We start from the raw sequence: 25,608 nt of genomic DNA, 5'->3' as shown, positions 1-25,608 counted from the left end.
CGCAAGCGCTGGACCAGCCGCTGGAAGACCGCCCTCAACGCCTTCGACATCACCTTCGACGGCCGCCTCACCGCAGCTCGCCACTAATCCCCACACAACTCACATACACCGTTTATTTGACAGACCCGGCCGCGCCGAGGACGGCGACGGGGACGACGGCCTCAGTGTGACCGGTGACCAGGAGTAGCAGCAGCGTTGCCGAAGTCAGCAGTCCTGATGCCGCCGAGATCCAGCCGAGGATGCGGGAGGTCCGCAGGGTGCGGCGGGTGCGGTGAACGTGCGGTTCGGCGGCCATGTGGTAGAGAGTCCCTTCAGGTTCGCTCGTGCCTGGGATGGCGGGGAAGCGTGAACTTGACGATGCACCAGCACGAGCAGGCCCCCAAGCTGTCCGGGGTTGTTCGTGCGACAACCCCGGGTTGTTGCGTGAGTACCTGGGTGGAACGGAGTGGGGATGGGTGGGAAGCGTCCAGGTCGGCCATGGGCACCGGCGCGCGGAAACTGCGCCGAGATGAATCAGCTTGTCGAGGAGGTGCGGTCATGGCTGGATGAGTCCTTGGTATCCGTCCCCGAACTACACGCGCGGTTGACCAACGACCACTTCCGCACCGGAGCCGTACCATCGCTTCGCAGGTTGCGGGCGTGGCTGTCCGGGCAAGACATGCCTTGGGAGCTGGCCGAGGCCGTGGCAGACGTCTGCTTTCCCGATGAACCGGTGTCGACGACCGAGCGCCGTCTGGTCCCCCTGAGGCGTCTGTGGGATACGGCACAGAATCCGTCGGAGTCGGCCGGCGCCGAGCTCGTGCGCCGTCAGACGCGGGAGCTCTTGGATGAGAAGGACCGGACGATCCGGCTCCTGCACGAGATCGACCGCGCCCGTCGCGCCTTTCAGACCAGCGAGCAGGGACGGCTTCAGGCCATGAACTTGGCCACCTTCTTGTTCTCCTTGCTCGGTCACACGCAGGCTCGAGTCGCTGAGCTGCGTCGCGAAGTCGATGCCCTGCGTACTGCGGCTTCCCTCGTTCCCGGACGTACGACGGCTGATCACCGCCTCGAGCGCGCTGTCCAGCAGGAACGTGACCTGCGCAGTGCCCTGCAGCGCGCCGAGCAGGAGCGGGACACCGCCCAGCAGGTAGCCGATCACGCCGCGCGCCGCATCCAGAGCCTCGAACAGGAAATCGCTCTCCTCCGAGTAGGCACTCCCCCCGACGATGGCGGCGCACTCCCAAACCCCGAAATTCAGGTGCCCGACGTCGCCCTTGAATCAGACACCAGCGACGCGATGTTGGACGATGTCGATCAAGTGCTGGCCAAGGCCAGTTCTGTCCTCGACCGCGAACACCAAGCGGTCCGTGACGCGGCCGAGGAGGTGGGCCTGCCCCGGCCCTCCTCCGAAGGCGACAGGAGCGCGGGGTTGTTCGGAACAACCCAGAACAACATCTCGCGCCCCAGCGAAGCCCGGGAAGCCCCCGAGCAGGGCGCAGAACTGACTGCTGACGACCACACGCGATACCTGGGTTCCGCGACCCGCCGCATCGCCCGCGGAATGGATGCCGATGAGACGGTGCTCGGTCTGTGCCGCGCCTCAGTCCCGACGTTCTCGGATGCGATCCTGGTCTACTTGCGCGATCCCATTCCAGTAGGCGACGAGCGACCCGTCGCCCCGTGGACGCTTGTGCTGCGACGCACGGACAGCGTGCCGAAGGAGCATGTGTCGGACATCGCCCGTCTCGACGACGGGCCTGGCGATGCCATCGATCCGCTGTCGCTCGTCGGCAGTGCCAACCCGCTGCTCGACGTGTCACGCAGCGGTCCGCTGGCCCACGTCCTGCGGGGGGTGCGATCGGTCCTGTGCGCCACCAACCGGTCCCGGGCGGCGCTGCGGGAACTCACGGGGTGGGCCGAGGCTCCCGGAGGACGGCAGGCCATCCTCGCCCCGTTGCGTGGCCGCCGCCGGGTGATCGGGGTGGCGGTCTTCCTGCGTGCGCAGGGACGCACCCCATTCGAGGAGGAAGACCTCCAGGTGGCGCAGCAGTTAGCTACACACTCCGCGTTGGGCGTGGACAAGGCGCTGCACTACGGCCGCGACACGTCGCTCGCGGACGAGCTGCAGCGCAGCATGCTCCCGGATCACCTGCCGCAGCCGACCGGCGTCCAACTGGCCAGCCGATACCTCTCGGCCGCCCAGTCGGATCGGGTGGGAGGAGACTGGTACGACGCGATTCCCCTGCCAGGCGGCCGGGTGGCGCTCGTGGTGGGCGACGTGATGGGCCATTCGACGACCTCGGCGGCGATCATGGGCCAGCTTCGCACCACGGTGCACACATTGGCGGGTCTCGACCTTCCCCCGCAGGAGGTGCTGCACCACCTCGACGAGCAGGTGCAGCGGCTGAGCACCGACCGGATGGCAACCTGTCTGTACGCGGTCTACGACCCGGTGATGCACCGCATCACGATGGCCAATGCCGGCCACCCCCCACCAGTACTTCTGCGGCCGGACGGCAGCACCGAACGGATCGATCTCCCAACAAACGTGCCGATCGGCGTCGGTGGAGGCGACTTCCGCAAAGCAGACATCGAGGCGATGGTCGGCGCCACGCTCGTGCTCTACACCGACGGACTGGTGGAGAGCCGGACTCGCGACGTGTGGCGCGGCGTGAATCAGCTCCAGGAGAAGCTCACCGCCGTTGCCCGGACGTCCCAGCTCAAGGGGCCACCGCCGCTGGAGCCGCTGTGCGACGAAATCCTGAACATCCTGCCCCCGGGCGACCGGGACGACGACGTGGCACTGCTCGCCGCACGTTTCGAGGGCATCGCTCCCGACCGGGTGGCACTGTGCGAGCTTGAACCGACGGCTGAGTCGGTCCGGAAGGCGCGTCGCTTCGCACGTGCATGCCTTGAACGTTGGAAACTGACTGCGCATCAGCACACGCTTGAGCTGCTGGTCAGCGAGGTGGTGACCAACGCCGCCCGCTACGCCGAACGCCCTGTTAGCGTACGCCTGTTGTACACCAACGTGTTGCGCTGCGAGGTTGGTGACGACGTACCCCTTCTCCCACGCCTGAGGCAGGCGATGCCGTCGGACAGGGCCGGACGCGGACTGTATGTGGTCGACAGGCTGACCGCCGGCCGTTGGGGCGCAACCCGACTGTCCACTGGGAAACTCGTGTGGTTCGAGCTCCCTCTCCCACCCTCCGCAACCGAACCTTCCACACCTCCAGTCAACCCCTCATAACCACTTGGCGAAGCGGCATCCCCTCACCGTCGCGCCCGCGCTGACCGCGTGCGCCGTGCTGGCTGGATCGACCTCGCTCCTGGCGATCGGCGAATGGATCGCCGATGCACCGGCTCACGTGCTGGAACAGCTCGGATCCTGTCCGGATCCGCTCCTGCCCATGTGTCTGATCCCCTCGGAGTCAGCAGTGCGCCGTCTGCTGACCCGGGTCGACGGCGACGCGCTGAACCGGGCCGTGGGCCGCGGACTGGCCGACGGCCCCCAGCCGACGGCGCGGCCCGCGGGCCTCGCGGCGTGGCGGTCGACGGCAAGAGCCTGCGCGGCACGGCCAAAGCGAGAGGGCGGAAGATCCACCTACTCGCTGCAGTGGGACACGCCTCCGGCCTGGTCCTGACCCAGGTGGACGTCGGTGAAAAGACGAACGAGATCAGCCGCTTCCAGCCGTTGCTGAAGACAGACTGACGCCGACCTCGTCGGAGTGGTTTTCACCAGCGAAGCGATGCACACCCAGCGCGAGTACGCCGATTACCTCCTGAGCCGAGGAGCCCACCACTACATCGTGATCGTCAAACGCAACCAGAAGAACCTGCGCAAGCAGCTCAAAGCCCGTCCCTGGCAGGACGACCCACTCTAGGGCCGCACCCGGGGTACCGGCCAGGACGCTCCGAGATCCGCCGGATTAAGGTCGCCACCGTGCACAACCTGCTCGTTCCCGGAGCCCGCCAGGCCATGCAGCTCAAGCGCCGCCGGACCGACCGGATGACCGGCAAGACCAACCATCAATACCGTCTACGCCGCCACCAGCCTCACTGCCGAGCAGGCCGCCCCACATGACAACGCAACGGGCATCACGCGACGACACCGAAGCCTGCCTCAAGATCCACTTCGATCGCCCCATTGCCAGGCCATCACTGATGTCGTAGGGTCCGATTACCCGACGCATTCCCAGGAGGGGCATGTTATTCAAGAAGCGCCACTTATTCGTGACGGTCGTGCTCACGGTTGGGCTGACGAGCCCTGCCTTAGCAGCCCCGCAGGCTGATGCGAGCGGATCGTCAATTGCCAGTTTCGATCGTGTGTCGTACGGAGAGGCCGTCCCCGGGCTCGCACCGGCAAACGCCTCTGCGACTTCGGTCTACCTGGACTCTTCGGGGCAGGTGATTCCCATGCCAGGCACCAGTCAGGCGACTGGCTCCGCTGCCGAGGCATCGCCGCTGGCCGCCTGCACGCCCCTGAGCAGGAGAGACAACCCTCATCGGTCCAGCACCGGAACGGCTGTTTCCGGACACGGGTGGTGGGAGAGAGGTACCTGCACCGGCGACTTCGCCGATGTGTACAACTGCCTCTACGAATGGTACACGGACGACACCTGGCGGCAGAAAGCCTGCTCACCCGTCGAAAGAATCCGCCCAGGGGGTGGCAGTTCCTGGCGTACGACGGCACGCGCAAACTGCGATGCCACAAACGAGCAGATATCGTGGCGCAACCACGTCGACGTCGACGTGGTAGGAGAAGGCGACACGGGCGAGTGGCCCTATAATCAGGCCGAAGTCTACTGCACGGTGAACTAAGAATCGTTGAAAGGCGGCAGTCGCGATGACAGCTGGGGGAGCGCCGCGTCCCGGACGAGCCCCTGGGGCACGGCCGACCGCCGGAACGATGTTTGCCGCTATCTACGGGAGTTTCGCCCGCCATGAGTGGTGGAGTGGCGATTCGCAAAGCGACGCATACTCGCTTTTCCTTCAACGATCGCTAGCCATGGGTTGGCACGATGAAGCCGAGATAGTGGACACCGGAAGCGGCTTGCAGCGTCGGGATACCGGCGCAGGCGGGCTATGGGCGATGAACGATGCAGGATGGGACCATCCGCTCGTACCCGCCGAAGCACGCCTAGCAGCCTGGTTTCAGGTCGAAGCTCAGGCAACACCCTGTGATAGGCCACTGCCCGTGCAGCCCTTCCTGCGGTGTGCCGCGGATACTCTGAATCGAGTTGGCAAGCTGCATCTTGACGCCGTGCAACTGCTTCTTCCGGTCCAAGGGATTGATCCTTCTTCGCGCCCCATCTACGACTCCGTGCCATCGATGCGATCGCTCTCCTGGTTCCAGGAGAGCGATCCGCACGCACGGGTCGAGGTGAAAGTCGTCATCGACAGTGGTCTAAGCTCTCTGATCCCCGAAGTGGCTGAGCAGCTAGTCGAACATCTTGGACAGGTGGATCAGACAGTTTTCGTGTGCACGTCCCACAGGGCCGACACTCCGGAGGATGTCCCGCCACCTCCGTTTCACGATAGTTTCTGGAACGGCCCGCCACTGCACGGGATGACCCTGATCGGAGAACTCTCCGAGTGGTCACTTGATGCGATCGGCTGGCTGAGCGAAGTTGTCGCTGACTCGAGCGCCATCCTGGGTGTCCATTCACCGCTTCTTCTCACCGTCGAACGGTCGTCGTAGCCCAATACCAGCGACTTAGTATCGATCATCAGCGGTGTTCGGTCACTGAAAGTTCTCGGTGTAACGATCTTCCGAGGATGGCGTAACTCGCGCGCGTGGGTGCGGGTTAGTGGCCACATCGGCTCTACTTCGCTCTGCCGAAAACACCCGGCCATCCCCAAGCACGTACCGCGATTCTTGGGAAATGTCACCTCCGCCTGCGATCGAGCAGGCCGCCCCCGCCCAACTCGCGCGGTTCACCCGAGACCACTGGAAGGTGGAAGCCCTGCACGTCCGCGACACGACGTTCGCCGAGGACACCTCCCAACTGTGCACCAGCAACGCACCACACGCCATGGCCACCTGGCCCAACCTGGCCATCAGTTGCCCTGAAGCTCGTCGGCGCCACCAACATCGCCGCCGCCCTCCGCCACCCCGCGACCCGCGCCAACCGCTCGCGCTCCTCGGGCTCACATGGCTGGCTCTGTCCGCGAGAACGGGCAGCGGATGTACACCGGTTTGTGTCTGTTGTCATTCAGTCAAGTCGCCTGACAACGAACGCAGTCCTTCGGCTGGCTTTGCTTGTGAACCTCATCGCGTGGGGTGAAGATGCTGGTGGGCGCGTGTAGCGGGTGGTGGCCGAGGGCCCCTTCCGTGAACGTCTCGTACACCGCGGCGTTGGGAACGTTCTTCAAGCGGTCTGTCGCCGCCGCCTGATGTGCATCCCCGCTCTTTCGTGGAACGCCCGACCATTATGGTCGGCGGCGGTCCGCGACCATCCCCGTCGGGGGCTGCTCGCGGTCACAAGCCATGCGCTGGTCGTCCTACAGATGATCGAGGGGTTCGGCGGCGTACGTGCCGTCGCCGAGCGGGGCGTCGGTCAGCTCGAAGCGGTGTGAGAGGCCGCCGATCCGGCGGGTGATGATGCTGCCGGGCGCCCGAGTGGTTTCGTAGTACAGAGGGGCGCCGTCGGCGCCAGTGGTGCCCAGCAGACTGAACCGGCGCAGCACGCGGGGAGGTGTCGGGGCGGTCCGGCGCCGCCGGTACAGCCAGCCGGCTGCGGCGGCGAGACCGGTGACGAGCAGGCCGACGGCGGTGGGGATCAGGAACTTGTCGAAGAGTGCCGACACGACTGCATCACTCCTGCAAGGTAGGTAGGGCCCGCCGCTGTGACAGGCCGCGCCGACCATGCCGCAGCCGGGGGCTAGCCGCGCAACTCCCGTTTACCTGGCTGCTCCATCAGGGAAGTTGGGAGTGGTCGGCGGCTCGTCGGCCAGCGCCCTCGGTACGTCGGCATCGGCGGCCCAACTCGGATGCACGGCGAACGCGGACGGTGCGTCCTCCTCTCCCCAGGCGGGCCGGGGCGCGAGGCCGCAGTGGGCAAGGGCGGCACGGAAGACGGCCAGAACCTCACCGGACATCTCGTAGGCCGATGCCTGCCGCCATCCGTCCTGCGGGCCGCCACCGTAGACCACGGTGACCGGTGCCTCGGTGCCCTCGGGCCACCAGCCATGCTTGACGCCGCGCTTGAGGGCGTTGGCCAGGGCCACGGCGGGGCCGCGCAGCCCGCGCGGGAATACCTCACGCAACACGGCGGCCTCCAGGTGGCCGTCGGACTCGACGACCAGGCGCACGAACAGGCGGGCGCTCACGTTGAGGGTGTTCAGGAAGAGCATCGCCCGGTCGACGTCCCATACGGTCTCGACGGAGACGGCCAGTTCGTCACGGTGCTCAGCGAGCAGGTCGAGCAGTTTGCGCTCGAACTCCTCACTCGCGCCTTCGATGGTGATCCGCACAGAACCCTCCGCAGCACTCTATGTAGTCTCTATCAGATCACTATAGGAGCGCTGTGGACCGGGACCTGGTTTGTCTATGTCGATGACATGGCGCTCTACAGAATCTCCTGCCTTACGAGACGGCTCGTCTCGACTCGAGCGATGTCGGCCCCCGCCCGTTTCGTGGTTCCGGCTATGCCAGATATGGCATGACTTGGTTCGATGGCAAAACGGCTGGGTTTGATGTCAACGGACAGTTTGGGAGGCAGCCGCCACCCGAGAGGGGAATCGAAATGTTCACGGGTTTCGGCTCTGGCTCAACTTCCGAGCCAGAACCACTTGAAGTGAACGAAGCCACGCCGACCACCCACGCAGACCGGCGGGGCTTCTGCTACTGGGGGGATGAGGCACCTGCTCACGTGAGTAGGTAGTCACGGACCGGGGTTCCGGGCACACCGAAAACCCCCGCTGGCCGTGCCAGGGGGGCCACCTCAGCAAATCTCGGCGCCCCGGGCACCTGCCAGCGGTGCCCGGGATCGTCCTGTCAGGCTCAGTCCTTGACGTGCTCCACGAACGCCTGCCAGGCGGCGGCGCGCACGATCAAAGCGGGGCCGGGGCTGTTCTTCGAGTCCCGGACGGGAACGACGTCGGGGAACCCGTCAGCGACCTCGACGCAGTTCCCGTTGCCCTGACTTCTACGGGGCTTGCGCCACGTGGCGCGGCTGAGGTTCATGTCCGCGCCGTACTCGCTGGTCATAGCTGGTCCATCCTGTTCTTGATCATCTTGAGCGTCTGTGGAACGGAAGCGGCGTGGGCCCGGAGGTTGTCGAACAGCGCCTCGTATCGTTCCGCGTCGCTCGGGTACTGATCGGAGTTGCCTTCGACATAGACGACGTCGGGATCGTCCTGATGCTCGTACCGGAGTATGACGAACGGCCCCTCCAGTGTCCCCGGATGAGCACCCCCAGAGAAGGGGATGACCTGCACGATTATGTTGGGGCGCTCGCACAGCTCCCGTAGATGCTCAAGCTGCTTGCGCATCACGGCGGGTCCGCCGACCATCCGGCACAGCGCCGACTCGTCCAGGACCGCCCGGACCTCCATGGGGTCCTGCTGGGTGAGCAACTGCTGGCGCTGCATGCGAACCTCGACGCGCTGGTCCAGCCCGTCCTCCGACAACCCGGGCACCGTGGCGAGGTTGATCGCCTCAGCGTACTCGCGTGTCTGGAACAGGCCGGGGACGACGTTCTCATACGTCATGAAGACCTTGGCCTCAGCCTCCAGCCCGATGTACGTCGAGTACGGAACGTCACTGTAGAGCTGCCACCAACCCTTCCGTCGAGCCTCCTTGGTCAGTGTGGCCAGCTTCTTCCGCTGCTCCTCGTCGGTGACCTGGTAGAGGTCGAGAAGCTTGTTCACGTCGGTGGACGTGGGCGCGAAGCGGCCCGCCTCGTAACGCGAGAGCTTGGAGGCCGACCAGGTCATGCGCCTCGCTGCTTCGGCACCTGTCAGCCCGGCCGCTTCCCGGAGTCGCGCCAGCTCCAGGCCAAGGCGCCTGCGTCTCACTACGGGGCTCGATGTAGTCACAGCAGTCAGTCTTCCAACACAGAGCACGCCTGGCAACTGAGAATGCAATTGCAGTTGGTCGGCAGTCTTGCAATGACTGCGGCATGACGGGCACACTGCTGCAAGAGTCAGGACACGTTGCAAGTCGCGGTCCACTGCACGTAGTTGGAGCCCGCGGCGGTCGGCAGACCAACGGAAGGCACCCCCATGACACTCAGCACACAGGACGAGCCGGACGCCGAGGAGGCCGTCGAACAGCTCAGGAAGGCCCTTGCCCGCCACGGGGTCACGCTCCCGTCGCTCGACGTGGACAAGGGGACGTACTCCCACCTCACCCCCCGTCCGTTGATCGAACTCGGGCGCTGCAACGTCGCGACCGCTCAGCGGCTCGCTGCCGCCCTCAACGGTGAGGGCCAGTGCGCCGAGAAGGGGGCGGCTCGGTGACGGCCCCGTCCCAGCCGGCCGGGGGGACGCCGGGGCGGGGACAACAGGCGGCTTGCGGGCACGCGGAATCCGGTAGCGGCAGCGTCCTCGACCAGCTGCGCGAGAAGGTCAGGGAGGCCAACGCGCAGAGCGAGGCCAACCGGCTGGGCAAGAGCGGGGGGTGATGGCCGTGGGACGTCACGCCGCCCAGTCACGGCCCGTCATTGACCTGACCATCGGCATTCCGGCGAAGCCCGACCCGAACGGCCCAGGCGCGTGGAGCATTGGCGAGTGCTGGCTGTGTGACCACGACGGGACCAGGCCGGTGACATGGGTGGGGCCGGTCAAGCTGCTCGGTGCCCTCGGGCCCCAGCAGGCACCCATGGACGCGTGCGAGGACTGCCATGTCCGCCTTCGTGACCGAGTGTTGGCGTACCTGCGCGCACAGAGGGAGGCGTAGTGCCCCAAGCCCGGACCCACGCGGTGACCACCGACACGGTGATGGTCGGCGACACGTTCATGTTCGGTGGTGCGCCCCACCAGGTGGTTGCCATGCGTCCGACGCGGAAGGGGAAGGAACTCACCTTCCACAACGGCGCGCAGTACATGCTGCCCGGCGGCATCGAGTTGATCGCCACGAGGCGCTTTCCCAACACGCGTGCTCGTCGGGACCAATAGACCCCCTCGCCATGCCCGTTGGAGCCCCGGTGCGCCCCAATCGGGCTCCACCCCCGGGCGTGCCGAGGGTCGGGGGCCCGTCTTCCTCCCTTTCGAGGGGCGGGCCCCTTCCACCCTCCCCAGGCGGCCGTTCGGGTTAGGGCCGTGAACCACCAGCAGGACAGGAAGTGAGGGCCGGGGGCAGGCCCTATGAGACCGGACAAGGAAGGGCTAGATGGCACATTCGGACATCGACCCGAGGGGACGAGTGAGCCGCCGCATCGGCGTTCAGGCTCTCGTGCAGGACGAAATGGGTCGGCTTCTGATGGTGCGGCGCGGCCAGCGATGGCAGATGCCCGGGTGCGTGGTGCACGGGGGAGAGAGCTTCGCCCAGGCCGGAGAGCGCGCGCTGAGGGAGGCAACCGGCCTGAAGATCAGCCCGAGCCATCTGGTCGCGCTGAACCAGGTGCCGGCGGACGAGCAGACGGGGGCAGGCGAGGGACTCATCGTCATGTGCGACGCCGGGGTGATCAGCGATGAGGACGCCAACGCTGCGGCTGTCCCCGCGGAGTCGGCGCACGAGCTGGTCGGATCGGCATGGGTCCACCCCGACGACCTGGGCCAGTTCACCGAGCCCCATGAGTCCCGGTTCATCGAGGAAGCGCTTGACGCCATCGGCTGTGAGGTCTCGCTGCCCCTGCTCAGCCGTGGCGAACGGGTCCGAACGTAAGCAGGCTCCTGCACACGTGTGTAGGTGGTCGTCCTCCGATCCTGTAGAGGCTACAGGGTCGAGGCCGGCACCCTGGACAGCATTTCGCGGCACTTCTAGCGTGAGAAGTGGTCCAGGAAGAGAATCCAAGAAAGATAAAGACAGGAGAAAAGAAGTGGTCTCAGCTCTTCAGGACGTTCTCATCCGCACCAATGATGACCCCCAGTTCCGCTCGGCTCTGCTCGACGGAGACAGCAGTGTCCTCGGCGACTACCAGCTCTCCTTGGACGAGGTGACGGCGATCATCGCGGGGGACGAGGACAGGCTGTACCGGCTTCTCGACAGCACGAAGTACTTCCACCTTCGGGAAAACGGCAACTACGGGGATGACGGCGACGTGGACGAGGACCGTCGGTTCTGACGCCCATCCCCCCTCGCCGGTAACCACATCCGAATCGGAGAAGAACGCGTGACAGTCCCCTCCCCTTCCACTTCCGCGCGCATAACCATCGTCGGCATTGGCACTGTCAGTGTCATGCAGATGACGAAGGAAGCAGACGCGGCGCTGGCGAACGTCGATGCCCTGTACGTCCTGCACGCACAGAGCATCGTGCTTGACTACCTGCGCCGTCACTACGACGCTCCCGTGACGGACCTGTCGGTGACCTACGCGGAGGACAAGCCACGGAGGCAGACCTACCACGAGGTTGCCCAGGCCGTGATGGACGCCGCAACGGAAGGGGCGGGGCGCCACGTCGCGTACGTCACCTCCGGTCACCCGCTCGTGCTGGTCACCCCGTCACAGCTGATCCTCAAGGCGGCGGAGAAGCGAACCATCCCCGTCGCAATCGTCCCGGGACTGTCCTCGTTGGACACTGTGTGGGCGGATCTGCGATTCGACCCCGGGCCCGATGGTGCGATGATGTTCGACGCGACAAGCCTTCTTCTGCGCCGGTATACGCTGGACTCCACCGTTCCGCTGTTCCTGTGGCAGGTCAACACCGTCGAGACTTCGCTGTTCTCGACACACAAGAACCGACCCGAGCGCTTCACGCGCTTGCAGGAATACCTGCTGCGCTTCTACCCGGCCGATCACGTGGCCAAGCTGGTCCATAGTGCATCGTTCCCGATCTCTCGCGCAGAAGTTCGCGATGTCCCAATCGGCGAAATGGGGATCCTCGCGGAAATCGCGACCTCTCAACATATTCTCTACGTGCCGCCCGTGGTGCGAAGGCAAATCGTTGACATGGAGCTGTCTGCAGGAGTGTCCAGCGTCGCACACCTGGACCGCCTGATTGACAGGGGCGACACCAGCACGGGCTGACCTGCCATGCTTAGGGGCAACACCAGATAAGGCGGCGCGGCGTCCCGGCCGGTGAGCGAAGTCACCGACAGGCGGCCCGCGCCGCACGCAACAGTTGTCCCAGCCCAGGCCAGCGCAACGCACTGGCCACACGGAGGTTGTACGCGCAGATGAGTGAGCAGGTTCAGTCGTTGGCTGACGAGGTTGAGGCGGCCGTCTCGGCGGCGATGGGCACGGTTCTGCCCGCCGAGCTGGCGACCGAGGACCCGTTGGTACGACGTTCGGACCACGCCGACTTCCAGTCCAACGCGGCCCTGCCGTTGGCCAAGCGACTCGGACGGAAGCCGCGTGACCTCGCCACCGAACTGCGCGACCAACTGGCAGCAGTGCCGTGGATGACGTCGGTTGAGGTGTCAGGGCCCGGCTTCCTGAACATCTCGCTCTCCGACGCCGCGATCCTGGGCCGGCTGGCTCTGCGGCTGGACAACCCCAGGCTCGGTGTCCCCGCGACGCAGACGGCCGAGACGGCGGTCATCGACTACTCAGCCCCGAACGTGGCCAAGGAAATGCACGTCGGTCACCTGCGCTCCACACTCATCGGTGACGCCCTGGCGCGAGTGCTGAGCTTCCTCGGCGCCACGGTGGTACGGCAGAACCACGTCGGGGACTGGGGAACACAGTTCGGCATGCTGATCCAGTACATCCTCGAACACCCCGAACGGCACTGGCGCGGCGCAGAACTGGACGAGGGCGAGAAAGCGGCCGGGGGCGCGGTCTCCGCGCTGGACGAGCTGTACCGCACAGCCCGTGTGGAGTTCGATGCCGATCCGGCGTTCAAGGAGCGCGCACAGCGACGCGTCGTCGCCTTGCAGTCCGGCGACGAGGAGACCGTTGCCGCATGGCAGGAGATCGTCACCGAGTCCGAGAAGGCGTTCCAGCAGATCTACGCACGCCTCGGCGTACTGCTGACCCTGGAGGACGTCAAGGGCGAATCGTTCTACAACCCGTGGCTCAAGGACGTTGTGGTGGAGCTGCGGGACAAGGGCATCCTGGAGGAGAGCCAGGGGGCGCAGGTCGTCTTCTTCGACGACATCCGAGGCCCTGACGACACCCCCGTGCCGATGCTCGTCCAGAAGCGCGACGGCGGATTCGGCTACGCCGCCACCGACCTGGCCACCATCCGCTACAGCATCCAGGAGCTGAACGGCACGCGCCTGCTGTACGCCGTGGACGCTCGCCAGGCCCAGCACTTCGACATGATCTTTCGCACGGCGCGCCGCGCGGGCTGGCTCACGGACGCCATCGAGGCCGTCCACGTCAAGAACGGCACCATCAACGGCCCGGACGGGCGACCGTTCAAGACCCGGGCTGGCGGCACCATCCGACTGGCTGACCTGTTGGATGACGCCCTCCGACAGGCCCGGCAGGTCATCGCGGAACGCGAGGCGGAGCAGCCCCGGAACCACGACCTCACCCCGGGCGAGCTGGAAGAGATCGCCCGCGTGGCCAGCATCGGCGCCGTGAAGTACGCCGAGCTGTCCACGTCCCGAGTCAAGGACTACGCCTTCGACGTCAAGCGGATGGTTTCCTTCAGCGGGCAGACCGGGGTGTATCTCCAGTACACCCATACCCGCATCGCCTCCATCCTCCGCAAGGCTTCCGAGACCACGGAACTCCCAGCGGAGTTCCACGCCACCCTCCCTCTCGAACCCGCCGAGCACGCCTTGGCCCTCCTCCTGGACGAGTTCAGCGCCACCCTCAACGCCGTCGCCACGACCCTGGAACCGCACCGACTGGCCAGCTACCTCTACGAGCTGGCGAAAGCCTTCACGACCTTCTACGAGTCGTGCCCCGTCCTCAAGGCGGACACAGCGGAGATCCAGGCCAACCGACTGGCTCTCTGCCGTCTCACCCGTGCCACCCTGGCCCAGGGACTAGACCTACTCGGCATCGCGGCGCCTGAGCGCATGTAAGGGAACGGCGTTTAAACTTGTTCCTTAACATCGCTGGTCACGTTCGGTGACGCTGGCCGGGCGCTTGCGCGTCCTACTGATGTCGAAAGACACCTCCCTTGAAGCCGGATGCGGCGTGGCGGTGATGGTACGGCTCGGAGTCGCTCTCAGGTTAAATCGTTCGTTCCGGCCACCGTCCGGATGATGAGGTGGCACGGTGATGGACCACGATGAGACTGCGCCTGTCCGACCGTCGACGCTGACTTGGGTGGGCCGGCACCTGGAGGCCGGCGAACGGATCGTCGGAGTCGAGGCGCTGCACGGCGGTATCACCGCCGAGGTACGCAGACTGATCATCGGCAGGCCGGACGGAGGCACCCGTGCCCTGGTGCTTCGAAGCTACGTCGACCCGTTCCATTTGGAGCACGCCGAGGGCGGGCTGATCGGGGAGGCCGACGCTCTGACCCTGCTCGCGGGGACCGGTGTGCCGACTCCCTCGCTGGTCGCGGTTGATCCGACCGCCGCGCAGTGCGAGTATCCGTCGCTCTTGATGACTCATCTGGCGGGCCGTACGGTCCTCGACGATGAGGGAATGGAGGCGCGGGTTCGCCTGCTGGCCCGTCAACTCGTCGCGATCCACGCAGTGCGCCCCGCTGAGCGGCCCCGGGAGTACACGACGTTGACGACCGCCGACACCGTTGTGGTTCCCAGGGGCGCGGACGCGGCCGTGTGGGCCGCGGCGATCGACGTGATCCGCAGGCCCGCGCCGCCCTACGAAGGGCGCTTTCTGCACCGGGACTTCCAGCCCGGCAACGTGCTGTTCGACGTGCCGTCCTCGAACCCGGACGGCGCCCGGATCACCGGCGTCATCGACTGGGCAGGGGCCTCCTGGGGCCCGGCCGATCTCGATGTGGCGCACTGCTCCGTCAATCTCGCACTGCTGCACGGCCCGGCCTGGGGCCTGCGGTTCGCCGTGGCGTACGAGGAGGCGGGCGGCGTGCTGGCTGCGAGCGTAAGCGAGCGGCTGTACTGGCGGGTGCGGGACGCGCTGGCCGCCTCGGAAGAAGTGCAGTCGGTGTCGCAGCCGTGGCGGGAGGCCGGGAGGACGGATCTGACGACGCGTTCTGTGGAGGAGCGGCTGGACGCCTACGTCACCGCCCTGATGAACGCGTCGGGCTGACACACGCGGCATAGCGGCAGTTGCCCGAGATTGATCGAGACCTACGGCGCGATGCGTCCCATCGACCGAGACTGCCTTGGCTTCGGCTTGTCCTCGTCCTCAAACCCGGTCGTGTGGTCACTCTTTGGAGTGATCGCAAGGTATGGGGCGGCCTTCCTCGTGATCCTGAACTCTGCGACGAAATAGCGGAGTTCACCAGGAAGGCCGTGGGATGAGTGTGCTGACGCCGGTCGGCAAACGGAATGGGTTCTCGGAACTGTCACGCTTCCGGACGGCCTTCCACGGGTGTCTGTCCGCGCGGCCCGACGCGTTCTTCGAACTGACTGATGCCCTGCTGTGTGCGGACGGTCCGACCCGGGCGCCGGTGGAGTTGTCGCTGCTCGCCGAGCACCAGCGCGGTTACGGCTCGTTGTACGGCGCTCTGAACCATGGTCGGCTCGACACGGACGGCCTGCGTGACCTGCTGGTTTCCTTGCCTCTTCCGCGGTTCGACGGGCGGATCGTGCTCACGGTGGACGTCTCGCCGTAGCTGCGGTCGGACGCTGCCTGCTCGCCGGAGCGGTTGTTCTGCCTGGTCCACGGCCGCAATGGCCGCTCATCGGACCACGTGGTGCCGGGCTGGCCGTACTCGTTCGTCGCCGCGCTCACCCAGGACCGCACGTCGTGGACGCAGGTCCTGGACGCGGTCCGGCTCGGGCCCGCCGACGACGCCGCGGCCGTCACCGCCGAACAGCTGCGGGCCGTGGTCGAGCGCCTGGTCACGGCGGGTCAGTGGCAGGACGGCGACCGGAACATCCTGGTCGTGATGGACGCGGGCTATGACGTGATGCGCCTGGCCTGGGTGTTGCGCGATCTGCCCGTCGAACTGGTCGGACGGCTGCGTTCCGACCGCGTCCTGCGGCTGCCGAAGCCGCCGCGTGTCTACGACCCCAAGGGCGGCCGGCCGCCGAAGCACGGACCGGAATTCCGCCTGGCGAAGCCGGAGACCTGGCCCGAGCCAGCGGTGGTGACCCTCAATGACACGCCCCGCTACGGCAAGGCCGAGGCCCGCGCCTGGGACCGGGTCCATCCCCGGCTCACCCACCGCTCGGCCTGGATCGACCTGGACGGCGAACTCCCCCTGGTCGAGGCGACGTTGGTCCGTCTCAAGGTCGATCACCTGCCCGGTGACCGGGATGCGCCACCGGTCTGGCTGTGGTCCTCCGCAACCGACGCAGGCCCGGACGATGTCGACTTCGTCTGGTCCTGCTACCTGCGCAGATTCGACCTGGAACACACATTTCGCCTGTTCAAGCAGTCCCTGGGCTGGACGAGGCCCCGGCTTCGTGACCCGCAGGCGGCCGACCGGTGGACCTGGCTTGTCATCGCAGCCCACACCCAGCTCCGCCTCGCGCTGCCGTTGGCAGCCGACCGGCGCAAGCCCTGGGAGAAGACCACCCGCCCCGGCATCGCGCTTACCCCGACCCGGGTCCGGCGCGGGTTCAGGAACATCCGCCCTCACCTCGGCAGTCCGGCCCGTGCACCCAAACCCACCCGGCCGGGGCCAGGGCGACCACCCGGCTCCAAGAACCGCAACCCCGCCACCCGCTACGACGTGGGCAAGACTGTCCAACGACCCGAGACACTCGTCGCTCTGCGTAATGGCCGACGATAAGGAACAAGTTAAAGTATGTGAGCGAATGCTCCAGCCAGCCGTCACTGATGGCCCGCATGCTCGAAGCCTTCACCGTCAGCGAAGGCGACCGGGTACTGGAAATCGGCACCGGCACCGGATACAACACCGCGCTGCTGTGCCACCGCCTGGGCGCCGAACACGTCGTGAGCGTGGACATCGACCCGGCACTGACCGAAGCAGCCCGCCACAAGCTCGGCAGCATCGGCTACGAGCCAGAGATCATCACTGGGGACGGCACCGCCGGCCACCCCGCGAGGGGACCCTACGACGGCATCCTGGCCACCTGCGGCGTCCACCGCATCCCCCACGCCTGGCTCCACCAGCTCCGCCCCGGCGCCGTCATCGTCACCAACATCGGCGCCGGCATCGTCCGCCTGGTCATGCAGGACGACGCCACCGCCACAGGCCGCTACCTCCCCGAAGAAGCCGGCTTCATGCCCGCCCGCCCCACCAACGACCACACCACCCCCACCCCAGCCCACTACACCGCCCAGATCGTCAACGCCCCCGGCCACACCCGCACCGAACCCCTCCCCGTACCACCAGAGAAGGCCGCCGACTTCTACCACTCCTGGGCACTCAGCCGCACCATGGAAGTCGTGCTGCTCCACCACGACGTCCTGGGCATGACCCTCCACAACGCGGACACCACCATCCACGGCCTCATCCACCCACCCACCCAGTCCTGGGCCCGAGCCATCCCCAACACCACCGGCACCACCGCCGACGTCACCACCGCCGGCCCACGCGACCTGTGGACCGAACGCCTCGACCTCCTCACCCCCTGGGCTCCACGCCAGACGCCCCGGACCCGCCGCCTACAGCCTGACCGTGAACCCCACAGGCGAGCACACCCTGCGGCGGGAACCCGACAACCTCACCTGGACCTTCTGAACGAACCCACCGCAGGGGCTCCTCCACCCGACGGCCTTCGTTTCCATTGCCGAGCGAAACCGACCGCGCGAACCACGAAGCATGCCCTGCGTGCGTTGGACAGCTCCCGGTTGACGGTGTTGGCTCCATTTCGTCCGCCCGGGCCGCGCGAGCTCCGCCAGCGCCTCCGGCAGTGCCGGGTCATCGATCGCGGAGACGGTGAAGGCGGGCGGCTTCGCATCCCGGCGGGCGGGTCCGGTCGGTGTCGGTTCGCCGGCAAGCATCCACCCCCAGGTCGTCAGCGAGATCCGGGCGGTGTTCGCATCTGCCGCAAGCGCACTGACGACCACACAGAGGTCCAGCAACCTGTGGCGGCGTCGCGCTGCTCGGGCCTGAGCAATTCCATGGACCACGCCTGACGGCGAGCTTGGCTCTGGGAGAAATCTGGGAGATGATCTTCCTCGCGAGCCCACGCCAAACTTTACCGAACCAACCCGGAATGCTCCTTTGACCTGCACGTTTCCCGGATTCGCTGGTAGCGATCTCGCCCGAACCTCATTCGGGACGAAGAGGTCGTGGGTTCAAATCCCGCCACCCCGACACACGCCAGAAGGGATCTACTCATGTGAGTAGATCCCTTCTGGCGTGTCAGGGCCGGACGGTGTCCGGTCAGTGGGGGGCGAGGAGTTCGAGGGTGTCGATCACGCGGTGGGAGAAGCCCCACTCGTTGTCGTACCAGGCGACCACCTTGACGTGGCGGCCGTCGACGCGGGTGAGGGCCGAGTCGAAGATCGAGGAGGCGGGGTTGCCGGTGATGTCGGAGGACACGAGGGGGTCCTCCGAGTACTCCAGGATGCCGGCGAGTGGCCCCTCGGCCGCGGTGCGGTAGGCCGCCAGGACGTCGTCGCGCGTCACGTCGCGGGCGACGGTCGTGTTGAGTTCGACGATCGAGCCCACCGGCACCGGGACGCGGATGGAGTCGCCCGACAGCTTGCCGTCGAGGTTCGGCAGCACCAGGCCGATCGCCTTGGCGGCGCCGGTCGTGGTCGGCACGATGTTGACGCCGGCGGCCCGTGCGCGGCGGGCGTCGCGGTGGGGGCCGTCCTGGAGGTTCTGCTCCTGCGTGTAGGCGTGCACCGTCGTCATGAAGCCGTGCTCGATGCCGGCGAGTTCGTCGAGGACCGAGGCCAGCGGCGCGAGCGCGTTGGTGGTGCAGGAGGCGTTCGAGACGATCGTGTGCGTGGCCGGGTCGTAGGCGTCGGTGTTGACCCCGAAGGCGAGCGTGACGTCGGCGCCGTCCGACGGGGCGCTGACGAGGACCTTCCTCGCGCCCGCGTCGAGGTGGGCGCGGGCGGCCTTGGCCGAGGTGAAGCGGCCGGTGGCCTCCAGGACGATGTCGACGCCGAGGGCGGCCCACGGCAGTCGGGCCGGTTCGCGCTCTGCCAGCACCGTGATCCGACGGCCGTCGACGACGAGGGCGTCGCCGTCGACGCTCACCGGGCGCCCGAGCCGGCCGGCCGTGCTGTCGTAGGCGAGCAGTCGGGCGAGGGTGGTGGGCTCCGTCAGGTCGTTGACGGCGACGACCTCCAGGGCGCTGTCGCGTTCGAGCAGTGCCCGCAGCACGTTGCGTCCGATACGTCCGAATCCGTTGATGGCGATGCGAGTCATGAGTGATGTCCCTTTCCTTCGCCACCAGCGTCGCTCGCGGCTCGTGCCGCTGACAGTGGCGGGATCGCCAGGGTCCGGAAGGATCTCGCCACGCCCGGGGCGAGTGGGTCACTCGCCCCGGGTGAAGGTGCGCCGGTACTCGCTCGGCGTGGTGCCGAGGATGCGCTGGAAGTGCAGGCGCAGGTTGGCGCCGGTGCCGAGCCCGACGTCGGCGGCGATCTGCTCGACGCTGCGCTGCGAGCGTTCGAGCAGCTCGCGGGCCAGGTCGACGCGGGCGCGCATCACCCACTGCATCGGCGTGTACCCGGTCTCCTCGACGAAGCGCCGGGAGAAGGTGCGCGGCGAGACGCCGGCCTGCCGCGCCAGGGTGTCGAGGGTGAGGGGCTCGCCGAGGTGGCGCAGGGCCCACTCGCGGGTGGCGCCGAAGCGTTCGCCGAGCGGCTCGGGGACGCTGCGTGGCACGTACTGGGCCTGGCCGCCGCTGCGGTACGGGGCCGCGACCAGGCGTCGGGCCGCGTGGTTGGACGCGGCCACCCCGAGGTCGCCGCGCAGGATGTGCAGGCACAGGTCGATGCCGGAGGCGGCGCCGGCCGAGGTGAGCACGGTGCCCTCGTCGACGAACAGCACGTCCTCGTCCACGTGGACGAGCGGATGCCTGGCCGCGAGTGCCCGCGTGTAGTGCCAGTGCGTCGTGGCGCGCCTGCCGTCGAGCAGGCCCGTGGCGGCGAGCGCGAAGGCGCCCGTCGAGATGGCGGCGAGCCGCGCGCCCCGGTCGTGTGCGGCGACCAGGGCGTCGACGACGGCGCGTGGCGGGTCGTCGCGGTCCGGGAACCGGTAGCCGGGGACGAAGACGATGTCGGCCCAGGCGAGGGCGTCGAGGCCGTGGGCGACGCGGTACGACAGGCCGTCGCCGCCGGTCACGAGACCGGGTGCCGCCCCGCACACCCGCACCTCGTACGGCATGCTCGCGCGGGTCGTGAAGACCTGCGCGGGAATTCCGACGTCGAGCGGCTTCGCGCCCTCCAACACGAGGACGGCGACGCGGCGCAGGCGGGGGGCGGGCACAGGACGAGGCTACGAGGGGTGTCGCGTCGACGCGTCCGGCCGCGCGGACCGCCGGGGGCGCTTCGGCCGTCGGCGTGCGGCCACTCGTAGGCTGCCGGCGTGAACGACACCAGAGGTGACAGGGACGGCATACGGATCAGGGCGGGCGGTCTGGACGACGTCGCGCTCGTGCTGGGGATGCTCGACGGCGCGGTGGCGTGGATGAACGCGCGGGGGAACACCGAGCAGTGGGGGACCGTGCCGTACTCGGCGAGGCCGGGTGGGGTGGAGCGGATCGAGGGGTACATGCGGGACAACGAGCCGCACCTCGCGGAGGTGGGTGGGGTGCCCGTCGGGGCCCTGGTGTTGGGGGTGGGGCCCAGTCCGCAGATGCCGATCACGCCGGCCGGGGAGCCCGAGCGGTACGTCCGGCTGCTGGTCTCCGACCGGGAGCACGCCGGGCGGGGGATCGGTGCGGCGCTGCTGGCGCACGCGGTGGAGGAGACCCGGCGGGCCGGGGTGGGGCTGCTGCGGGTCGACTGCTGGGCGGGCGGCGGGGGTGAGTTGGTGGCGTACTACGAGCGCAACGGGTTCGTGCCCACCGAGCGTTTCGCGTACGGGGAGTGGCCGGGGCAGGTGTTGGCCCGGCGGGTCGGCTGACGGGTGGAAGGGCTGACGGGCGGGAGGGAACCGGTTGGGTCGTGGCCCCGTCCGAGGGGAATGCGTCACTCAACCACGTGGGCCACTCGGGGCCGTTGGGGCACGCGCCTGCTGACGGGGGTCCTCGTCGCCGGCGTCCTCGGCTGCGGCGCGGACAGCGACCCCGGCGGCGGCAGCGACACGGACACGGGAACGGACAGAGGAACGGGCACAGGCGCGGAGTCGGGGCGGAGCCCGGGGCCGGAGGCGGGCGACGACCCGTGCTCCCCCGAGCCCGACCCCTCGCGCGAGCACCTGCCGCGCATGTGCGCCGTGGCGGACGCGTGGGAGGGGTCGGAGGCGGCACGCCGGTGGATCGAGGAGTTCCAGCCGCTCGACTCCGTCGTCCAGCTGCCCGAGGGCGGCCTGCGCGGCGAGAAGGACGTCCTGGCCTACGAGAACGGCAGCTTCAGGGCGCTGACGGCCCTGCCCGAGGAGCGGGTCGACGGCGCGATCCGGTGGGAGGACGGCGAGACCAGGCCCGTGTCCCTGATGTCGGCCGCCGACGCCTTCGGGGAGATGAGCAGCGGGATCGCCGACAGCTCACCGGGCTTCGACGCGCTGGAGGTGACGGGCGTCGCGTCGGGTGAGATGCGGGTCCGCACCAGCCGGGGGCCCGCCCAGGTCCCCGCCTGGCTCTTCACGCTCGACGGCTACGACACCCCGCTGCGGCACGCCGCCGTCCCCTTCCCGGAGCCGCTGGCCGCCCCCGTCGACCAGGGGGACGGCGGTGGCGGGGAGTTGCGGGGGCTGGAGGCGCTGGGGGAGGTGAGCGAGGACGGCCGGCGCGTCACCGTCACCTGGTGGAACGGCTCCTGCACGGAGACGGCCTTCGACGTGCTGGAGACGGAGGAGAGCGTCGTCCTCGCGGCGTGGATCGCCGGCGGGCCACCCGAGGGAACGGTGTGCACCGCCGAGGTGCGCATCGTGCGGAAGACGCTGGAGCTGGAGCGTCCGCTCGGGGAACGCGCCCCGCTCGACGCGTTCTCGGGCGAGGTGCTCCAGCCCGGACCGCCGGAGCCGGCGGCGGAGTAGCGCCGGAGGGGCGGGCCCGCCCCCGTGCCGTCCACCGGGGTGGGTGACGACGGCACGGGGAGCGGTGGGTCACTCCGTGCGCAGGGCCGTGGCCGTGCGGGACCTGGCGGCCCAGGTGGCGGGCGGGAGGGCGCCGAGGGCGGCGATCGCGATGCCGCCCAGGGCGAGGAGTGCCAGCTGCGGCGCCTCGTACACGTCGAGGACGGACGACGGCAGCGGGGTGCCCGCCGCCTCTCCCATCAGGGGCACGACGAGGTCGTGCAGGGCGAAGCCGGCCGGGACGCCGAGCAGGCCGCCGAGGACGCCGATGCCCACAACCGAGGCGAGCACGAGGCTCACGGTCTGCCGGGGCGTCATGCCGAGGGCCTTGCAGACGCCCAGGTCGTGGACGCGCTCGCGGGTGTCGAGGACGACCGAGTTGAGGACGCCGAGGCCGGCCACGGAGACCAGCATGAGGGTGAGGAGCGCCGCCATCGCCTGGAGGATGAGGAGCGTGCTCTCCTGCTCCGAGGAGGAGTTGGCCATGGCGCCGCCGCCCAGCGGCTCCACCGCCGCGGCGAGGTCCTCGGCGTACGCGGTGGCGGAGACGCCCGGCTCCACCTCGATGAGGAACTCGTCCGGCTCGCTCGACGGGAAGTCGCCGAGCGTCGCGTGGAGCGACAGCCCGTCGTCGGAGGTGTCGAACGCCTCCCCGACGATCCGCAGGGTCGCCGTGTCCTCCCCGACGGTGACGCGCACCGTGTCGCCGATCGTGGTGCCGGTCTTCTCCAGGAAGCGGGAGGGCACCACCACCTGCCCGGCGCCCGTGAGCCAGTGTCCGGCGATCATCGCGTAGCCGCCGGCCCGCGAGTCGCCCTGGTAGAGGGTGGCGCGGGCCGTGCCGGTGACGCCGGCGACGGTGGCGTCCGTCTGCGTCCGGCCGTAGTACGAGGCGGTGCCGGCCTGGGCCTCGACGGCGGCGCGGATCTCGGCCGGGTCGGCGGCGGTGGGCGCGGGCGACCCCGCCGCGCGTCCCGGGTCCGGGGCCGTCCCCGGGGCCACACCCGGGTCCGTGCCCGGGTCCGCGCCGGCCTCGCCCCCGGGCGGCGGACCCGGCGCCGGCCCCGGCCCCGGCCCGTGGGCCAGCCCGCCGCTGATGGCGGTCACGTCGGCGTGGTCCTCGGGGTCCTGCGCCTCTCCGACCGCGCTCAGGGAGGCGGTCAACCCCATCGCGAACGTCGCCGTCACCGTGCCGAAGGCCACCGCGAGCAGCATCGCCAACGTGCGGACGGGGTGCGCGAACGGGCTGGCCAGCCCGTAGCTCACCGCCCGCGGCAGCGGCAGCCGCCCCGCCGCCCGGTGCGCCCACTGGCCGCGCCCCGTGCGCGGCGCCCGGCCGACCGCGATGGCCTCGACGGTGCGCAGCCGTCCGGCCCGCAGCGCGGGGACCAGCGCCGCGACGCCGACGACGAGCAGCGCGGCGGCCGGCACCACGAGGTTCACCCACCAGGCGACCGAGAGCGACGGCGTCCCGTACACCGACCCGGTGTCCTCAAGCAGCGGCATGGCCAGCACGTTTCCCAGGGCGACCCCGAGCGCGACGCCGACGACGGCCGGGATCATCGCCTGGGCGACGTAGGCGCGCACGACCTCGCGCGGCGTGAAGCCGATGGCCTTCAGGACGCCGATCCGGCGCAGGCTGGTGCCGACGGCGCCGCTGATGACGCTGCCGACGATGATCACCGACATCACGATCCCGAGGACGCCGAAGGCCATGAGGAACGGGATGGTCGGCGCGGCGCCCCGGTTCGCGGACCGTCGGGCGTCCAGCCAGGACTCGGTGCCGAGCAGCGCCCCGGAGGGGACGGCCGCGGCGATCGCCTCCCGGTGGTCGGCGATCCGGCCCTTCGTTCCCGCGGCGTCGAGACGGTAGAGCATCTGGTTGGTGACGGGGGTGTCCGCGCTCCCGTTCCCGCCCCCGTTCCCGTCGCCGTCGCCGTCCGCCGAGGCCAGCGCCGTGACCTGTGCCGCGGTGGCCCACGCGGTGGCGGTCCTGGTGGCCGAGAGGGCGAAGCCGACGACGGTGAGGGTCGGGCTGTTCGCCGCCTCCGTCGCGTTCAGCGTGGTGCCGAGCTCCAGGAAGGGCCCGGAGAACGTCGCGGAGAGCACGATCTCGCCCGGCCCGGTCGGCCACCGACCCGACGTCAGGTCCAGCTCGTCGACGTCGGCGTGCGGGCTGTCCCGCCCGACGAGGGTCAGCGCCGGCAGGTGGCCCCCGTTCTGATCCACCGGCCGGATGGTGGTGGACGGGAACGGCCCGGCGCTCGCGGTGACGCCGGCCAGCCGTCCCGTGGCGTCGAGCTCCGCCTCGCTCGCCCGGTCCGGGTCGAACTGCGCGGTCAGGTGCGCGCCGTGCTGGCTCGCGAAGGCGCGGTCGAACGGCGCGCTCGCCGCGACCATGAGCGATCCGGCGACGACGGCCGACGCGACGGCCATCGTCGTGGCCAGGGCGATCACCACCGTCTGCACCCGTCGCCGGCTCACGCCGGAGCGCACGACGCGGCCGAGCGCGCCGGTGCCGAGGAGCCCGTGCCTCATCGGACGGCCTCCGTCGGGGTGCCGGGGGTGCCGGGGGTGGTGGGGGTGCCGGGCCTGCCGGGGATGCCGGGCGCGTCGGTGGCGGGGGCGGACGCGTCCGACACGGACGCGGGCCGGCCGTCGACCAGGTGGATCGTGCGGGTCGCGCACGCGCGGGCCAGCGCCAGGTCATGCGTGACGAGCACGATGGTCTGCCCCCCACGGTGCAACTCCAGCAGCACCTCCCGCACGTCGTGGCCCGAGGCCGTGTCGAGGGCGCCGGTCGGCTCGTCGGCGAGCAGCAGCGCGGGCCGGTTGACCAGGGCGCGGGCGACCGCGACCCGTTGGCGTTCGCCGCCCGACAGCCGGCCCGGGTAGGCGTGGGCGTGCCGGGAGATGCGCAGCAGCTCCATGAGCTCCTCGGCGCGGGCCGCCGCCTCCCGCCGTGAGGTTCCCGTCAGCTGGGCGGGGAGGCGGATGTTGTCCAGGACGGTGAGGTCGTCGAGCAGGTTGAAGAACTGGAAGACCATGCCGATCCGCTCGCGGCGGAACCGGGCCAGCGCGTGCTCGCCCAGCCGGTCGATCCGGCTCCCCGCGACGGTGACGACGCCGTCGGTCGGCCGGTCCAGGCCGGCGACGAGGTTCAGCAGCGTGGACTTCCCGCTGCCGGAGGGACCGGTCACGGCGAGGGCCTCACCCTCGTCGACGGTGAGGGTGAGCGGCCCGAGCGCCGGTGCGCCGGCGCTGTCGTACCGCTTGGCCACGCCCTCCAGGGCGATCGCATGCGTCATGGGAGTGTCCGTCCGTCCTTCGGGCCCGCGGGTTCCCGCG

The 25,608-nt window shown here is 68.9% G+C and carries 23 protein-coding genes and 2 pseudogenes; 17 read left to right on the top strand and 8 right to left on the bottom strand.

From position 1 onward, the window contains the following. Positions 1 to 1,279 precede the first annotated feature (1,279 nt). The 5 genes and pseudogenes from ACTWP5_RS28660 (at position 1,280) to ACTWP5_RS28640 (ending at position 5,683) form a co-directional block, all read left to right on the top strand. A complete protein-coding gene (locus ACTWP5_RS28660) occupies positions 1,280 to 3,232 on the top strand; it encodes an ATP-binding SpoIIE family protein phosphatase (RefSeq protein WP_443224061.1) in 1,953 nt (650 codons plus the stop codon). 4 nt (positions 3,233 to 3,236) lie between these two features. Beyond that, positions 3,237 to 3,461: pseudogene (locus ACTWP5_RS28655) on the top strand (transposase family protein); the annotation flags it as partial. Between the two features lie 65 nt (positions 3,462 to 3,526). After that, positions 3,527 to 3,694 (top strand): hypothetical protein, encoded by a 168-nt coding sequence (locus tag ACTWP5_RS28650; protein ID WP_443224062.1) that lies wholly within the window; start codon positions 3,527 to 3,529, stop codon positions 3,692 to 3,694. A gap of 16 nt (positions 3,695 to 3,710) precedes the next feature. Further along, positions 3,711 to 3,866 carry a hypothetical protein gene (locus ACTWP5_RS28645; protein WP_443224059.1) on the top strand — a complete coding sequence of 52 codons (156 nt, stop codon included), beginning with the start codon at positions 3,711 to 3,713 and terminating at the stop codon, positions 3,864 to 3,866. Positions 3,867 to 4,990: 1,124 nt separating this feature from the next. Continuing rightward, a complete protein-coding gene (locus ACTWP5_RS28640; RefSeq protein ID WP_443224058.1) occupies positions 4,991 to 5,683 on the top strand; it encodes a hypothetical protein in 693 nt (230 codons plus the stop codon). 803 nt (positions 5,684 to 6,486) lie between these two features. On the opposite strand, the gene ACTWP5_RS28635 is transcribed toward ACTWP5_RS28640, so the two are convergent. From ACTWP5_RS28635 to ACTWP5_RS28620, 4 genes are all read right to left on the bottom strand, one after another. Continuing rightward, positions 6,487 to 6,792 (bottom strand): hypothetical protein, encoded by a 306-nt coding sequence (locus ACTWP5_RS28635; RefSeq protein ID WP_443224057.1) that lies wholly within the window; start codon positions 6,790 to 6,792, stop codon positions 6,487 to 6,489. Positions 6,793 to 6,885: 93 nt separating this feature from the next. Beyond that, complete coding sequence (locus ACTWP5_RS28630; protein WP_443224056.1) at positions 6,886 to 7,458, bottom strand: hypothetical protein; 573 nt, start codon at positions 7,456 to 7,458, stop codon at positions 6,886 to 6,888. A gap of 529 nt (positions 7,459 to 7,987) precedes the next feature. Next, a complete protein-coding gene (locus ACTWP5_RS28625; protein ID WP_443224055.1) occupies positions 7,988 to 8,194 on the bottom strand; it encodes a DUF397 domain-containing protein in 207 nt (68 codons plus the stop codon). Then, positions 8,191 to 9,003 (bottom strand): helix-turn-helix domain-containing protein, encoded by an 813-nt coding sequence (locus ACTWP5_RS28620; protein ID WP_443224060.1) that lies wholly within the window; start codon positions 9,001 to 9,003, stop codon positions 8,191 to 8,193. The genes ACTWP5_RS28625 and ACTWP5_RS28620 overlap by 4 nt, the downstream gene beginning before the upstream one ends. A gap of 207 nt (positions 9,004 to 9,210) precedes the next feature. Between ACTWP5_RS28620 and ACTWP5_RS28615 the strand changes: the two genes are divergently transcribed. The 10 genes and pseudogenes from ACTWP5_RS28615 (at position 9,211) to ACTWP5_RS28570 (ending at position 18,194) form a co-directional block, all read left to right on the top strand. Then, on the top strand, positions 9,211 to 9,447 hold the full coding sequence (locus ACTWP5_RS28615; RefSeq protein WP_443224054.1) for a hypothetical protein: 237 nt from the start codon (positions 9,211 to 9,213) through the stop codon (positions 9,445 to 9,447). After that, on the top strand, positions 9,444 to 9,611 hold the full coding sequence (locus tag ACTWP5_RS28610) for a hypothetical protein (protein ID WP_443224053.1): 168 nt from the start codon (positions 9,444 to 9,446) through the stop codon (positions 9,609 to 9,611). The genes ACTWP5_RS28615 and ACTWP5_RS28610 overlap by 4 nt, the downstream gene beginning before the upstream one ends. A gap of 298 nt (positions 9,612 to 9,909) precedes the next feature. Then, positions 9,910 to 10,104, top strand: a complete 195-nt coding sequence (locus ACTWP5_RS28605) for a hypothetical protein (RefSeq protein WP_443224052.1) — start codon at positions 9,910 to 9,912, stop codon at positions 10,102 to 10,104. 214 nt (positions 10,105 to 10,318) lie between these two features. Further along, the gene (locus ACTWP5_RS28600; protein ID WP_443224051.1) at positions 10,319 to 10,813 is read left to right on the top strand and encodes an NUDIX domain-containing protein; all 495 of its coding nucleotides are present in this window, start codon (positions 10,319 to 10,321) and stop codon (positions 10,811 to 10,813) included. A 154-nt stretch (positions 10,814 to 10,967) separates the two neighbouring features. Further along, entirely contained in the window at positions 10,968 to 11,213 is a 246-nt protein-coding gene (locus tag ACTWP5_RS28595; RefSeq protein WP_443224050.1) for a hypothetical protein, read from the top strand. Positions 11,214 to 11,261: 48 nt separating this feature from the next. Next, the gene (locus ACTWP5_RS28590; protein WP_443224049.1) at positions 11,262 to 12,116 is read left to right on the top strand and encodes an SAM-dependent methyltransferase; all 855 of its coding nucleotides are present in this window, start codon (positions 11,262 to 11,264) and stop codon (positions 12,114 to 12,116) included. A gap of 149 nt (positions 12,117 to 12,265) precedes the next feature. Next, positions 12,266 to 14,068 (top strand): arginine--tRNA ligase, encoded by a 1,803-nt coding sequence (argS, locus tag ACTWP5_RS28585; RefSeq protein ID WP_443224048.1) that lies wholly within the window; start codon positions 12,266 to 12,268, stop codon positions 14,066 to 14,068. Positions 14,069 to 14,267: 199 nt separating this feature from the next. After that, positions 14,268 to 15,227, top strand: coding sequence for a phosphotransferase family protein (locus ACTWP5_RS28580; RefSeq protein ID WP_443224047.1), 960 nt, complete (start codon positions 14,268 to 14,270; stop codon positions 15,225 to 15,227). A 211-nt stretch (positions 15,228 to 15,438) separates the two neighbouring features. After that, positions 15,439 to 16,881, top strand: a pseudogene (locus ACTWP5_RS28575) (NF041680 family putative transposase). 17 nt (positions 16,882 to 16,898) lie between these two features. Next, the gene (locus ACTWP5_RS28570; RefSeq protein WP_443224046.1) at positions 16,899 to 18,194 is read left to right on the top strand and encodes a methyltransferase domain-containing protein; all 1,296 of its coding nucleotides are present in this window, start codon (positions 16,899 to 16,901) and stop codon (positions 18,192 to 18,194) included. Between the two features lie 250 nt (positions 18,195 to 18,444). Here the strand turns inward: ACTWP5_RS28570 and gap are convergent, their stop codons facing one another. Together gap and ACTWP5_RS28560 are read right to left on the bottom strand one after the other, a co-directional pair. Next, positions 18,445 to 19,443 carry a type I glyceraldehyde-3-phosphate dehydrogenase gene (gap, locus tag ACTWP5_RS28565; protein ID WP_443224045.1) on the bottom strand — a complete coding sequence of 333 codons (999 nt, stop codon included), beginning with the start codon at positions 19,441 to 19,443 and terminating at the stop codon, positions 18,445 to 18,447. A 108-nt stretch (positions 19,444 to 19,551) separates the two neighbouring features. After that, complete coding sequence (locus ACTWP5_RS28560; RefSeq protein ID WP_443224044.1) at positions 19,552 to 20,508, bottom strand: GlxA family transcriptional regulator; 957 nt, start codon at positions 20,506 to 20,508, stop codon at positions 19,552 to 19,554. A 99-nt stretch (positions 20,509 to 20,607) separates the two neighbouring features. On the opposite strand from ACTWP5_RS28560, the gene ACTWP5_RS28555 reads away from it, so the two are divergent. Continuing rightward, entirely contained in the window at positions 20,608 to 21,147 is a 540-nt protein-coding gene (locus ACTWP5_RS28555; RefSeq protein WP_443224043.1) for a GNAT family N-acetyltransferase, read from the top strand. A gap of 60 nt (positions 21,148 to 21,207) precedes the next feature. Beyond that, the gene (locus ACTWP5_RS28550; protein WP_443224042.1) at positions 21,208 to 22,221 is read left to right on the top strand and encodes a hypothetical protein; all 1,014 of its coding nucleotides are present in this window, start codon (positions 21,208 to 21,210) and stop codon (positions 22,219 to 22,221) included. A 69-nt stretch (positions 22,222 to 22,290) separates the two neighbouring features. On the opposite strand, the gene ACTWP5_RS28545 is transcribed toward ACTWP5_RS28550, so the two are convergent. Together ACTWP5_RS28545 and ACTWP5_RS28540 are read right to left on the bottom strand one after the other, a co-directional pair. Further along, positions 22,291 to 24,798, bottom strand: a complete 2,508-nt coding sequence (locus ACTWP5_RS28545) for an ABC transporter permease (RefSeq protein ID WP_443224041.1) — start codon at positions 24,796 to 24,798, stop codon at positions 22,291 to 22,293. Continuing rightward, positions 24,795 to 25,568, bottom strand: coding sequence for an ABC transporter ATP-binding protein (locus tag ACTWP5_RS28540; protein WP_443224040.1), 774 nt, complete (start codon positions 25,566 to 25,568; stop codon positions 24,795 to 24,797). Before ACTWP5_RS28540 ends, ACTWP5_RS28545 begins: the two co-directional genes overlap by 4 nt. Positions 25,569 to 25,608: the final 40 nt, after the last annotated feature.

It is taken from the genome of Streptomyces sp. 4N509B (assembly GCF_052245655.1).
Lineage (GTDB): Bacteria > Actinomycetota > Actinomycetes > Streptomycetales > Streptomycetaceae > Streptomyces.
Note: the sequence above shows the minus strand (reverse complement) of the source record. Positions and strands in the feature narration are given on the sequence as shown.